The organism is Moorena sp. SIO4A1 (assembly GCF_010672065.1).
Lineage (GTDB): Bacteria > Cyanobacteriota > Cyanobacteriia > Cyanobacteriales > Coleofasciculaceae > Moorena.
This window is the reverse complement of record NZ_JAAHHX010000439.1, coordinates 1-1,881: the sequence shown is the minus strand read 5'-3', so window position 1 is coordinate 1,881 and position 1,881 is coordinate 1. Positions and strand designations below refer to the sequence as shown.

Annotated in this window: 1 protein-coding gene and 1 pseudogene; both read left to right on the top strand. The window is 43.3% G+C overall.

Annotated elements, in window-relative coordinates:
* Nucleotides 1-383: pseudogene (locus F6K53_RS39200) on the top strand (ABC transporter substrate-binding protein); the annotation flags it as partial.
* Between the two features lie 206 nt (nucleotides 384-589).
* Entirely contained in the window at nucleotides 590-1,639 is a 1,050-nt protein-coding gene (locus F6K53_RS39195; RefSeq protein WP_293085305.1) for a PEP-CTERM sorting domain-containing protein, read from the top strand.
* The last annotated feature ends 242 nt before the right edge of the window (nucleotides 1,640-1,881 follow it).

Here is a 1,881-nt window from a genome sequence, read left to right as displayed (position 1 = left end):
ATTGGGAGTGTTATGTGGGTGCCTTTGGAGCAGGAGTGAGTGAGCCTCACAGTGTATTTGTTTTCTGGTATAGTGGAGGCTCGTTTCATCAATTTAATCAAGGTCCTCAACCCGGACAACCACCACTGGCAGGATGGGAAGTGTCTGACTGGGAGCAAGAGATTGACCGTCTGTTCAATGCTGGGATACAAGAACTTGATCAGAGCAAACGCAAAGTCATTTATGATCGATTCCAGGAAATCGTTGCCGAGGAGTTGCCCGTGTTTTTCCTGGTCAATTCACTATACTTTGAGGCAGTACGCGATCGCATCGAGAATATCAAATTTTCTAGCTTAGGCGGACCGTTATGGAACATTGATGAGCTGAGAATTGCGGAAAACTAATCAAGTCTTGGGCCTTGGGGGATGGGCTCCGGTCCCAGGGAGATGGGGAGATGGGGAGATGGGGGAAATTTTTATTAAGGGTAATTATCCCGACATGATATGACAGATTCTGCCTGTAGGGTGGTAGGACTAGAATGTGCCCGGAAAATTTGCTAAATCATGGTGTTTTTGGCAACATTATTTTGGTAATAAAACCGACAAAATTAATGAATTTTTCCTCTTCTCGAATAAAATACTCCCTTAGCCTCTGTAGTGCTATTGTTATGAGTATCGGAACTCCAGAAATAGCCACTGCTGCCACTTTCAGTCATGGAGCGATTTTTTCGGAAGTTGATAGCTTCAGTACTACCATTACAACCAATGGCAATCCGGCAGACATTTACTTTCCAGTGGGATCTAGGACTAGCAACGAATTATTTCCCACTACCGTACTATTGCCAGGTGGATTGGTAGACAAATCCTTCTACTCTAGTTTTGCGACTCAGGTTGCTAGCTACGGCTTTGTGGTTGTCGTTCCTAACAATAGGGTATCTCTACCCCAGTTTAATTTTGAAGGATTGTTTTCGCAAACCTCGCAAATTAACTCGATCTTTGAATTTATCATTACAGAAAGTGAGAATTATACTTCCCAGCTTGCGGGCATTGTAGATACCAAGAAGCTCGGTTTACTCGGTCATTCCCAAGGGGGTGGAGTCGGTTTAACCGCGATTGAAGGTTCCTGTATTTTTCCCCTTTGTTTGGATGATTTTAGTCGTCCAGAAGCACTTATGGCCGGTGCTTTCTACGGTACGAATCGATTCGATCCCTTCTTAAGGGAATTTGTTCCTACGGCTAATGATGGCATTCCTGTGGCCTTAGTTCAGGGAAGTCTCGATGGTGTGGCAACCCCTGAGGAAGCTTTGGCTACTTTTGAGTTAATCCAAGATTCTCCTAAGGCATTGATTACCGTTGCAGGTGCCAATCACTTTGGTATTACTAATGTTAATAATCCCCCTGGTGCGCGACCCGATTTTAGCAATCCCACTCTCGCTCAGGATGAAGCGATTGAAACTATTGCCCGTTGGAGTGCTTTGTTCTTGCGCGCTAATCTTCTAGATGATGCCAACGCTTTTGAGTTTGTATTCGATACAGGGGCAACATTAGATCCTAATGTTACTGTGATTGCTGAGCTGAAAACTGTTCCGGAACCCAGTTCCCTGTTTGGAGTATTGGCAATAGCGATGGGCGGTATTAGTTGGCTGTGGCAGCGTAAATAGGGGTTAGTGTGCTGCCCAGGGTAAGCGCAAAAATTAATAAGGAGTAATTATTACCAACAATATTTAAAAAAACTATTGAAAAAAGTACAATAGTGCTGATAAGCAAGAATTACTAATATCATAATCCTTGCTTTTTGTCACATTGATCATAATCCTTGCTTTTTGTCACATTTTGGATTAAGTAACTTGCCATAAACCCTTGATCCTGGTCACGATAGCACTCTCATTCTTAGTAGGAGATA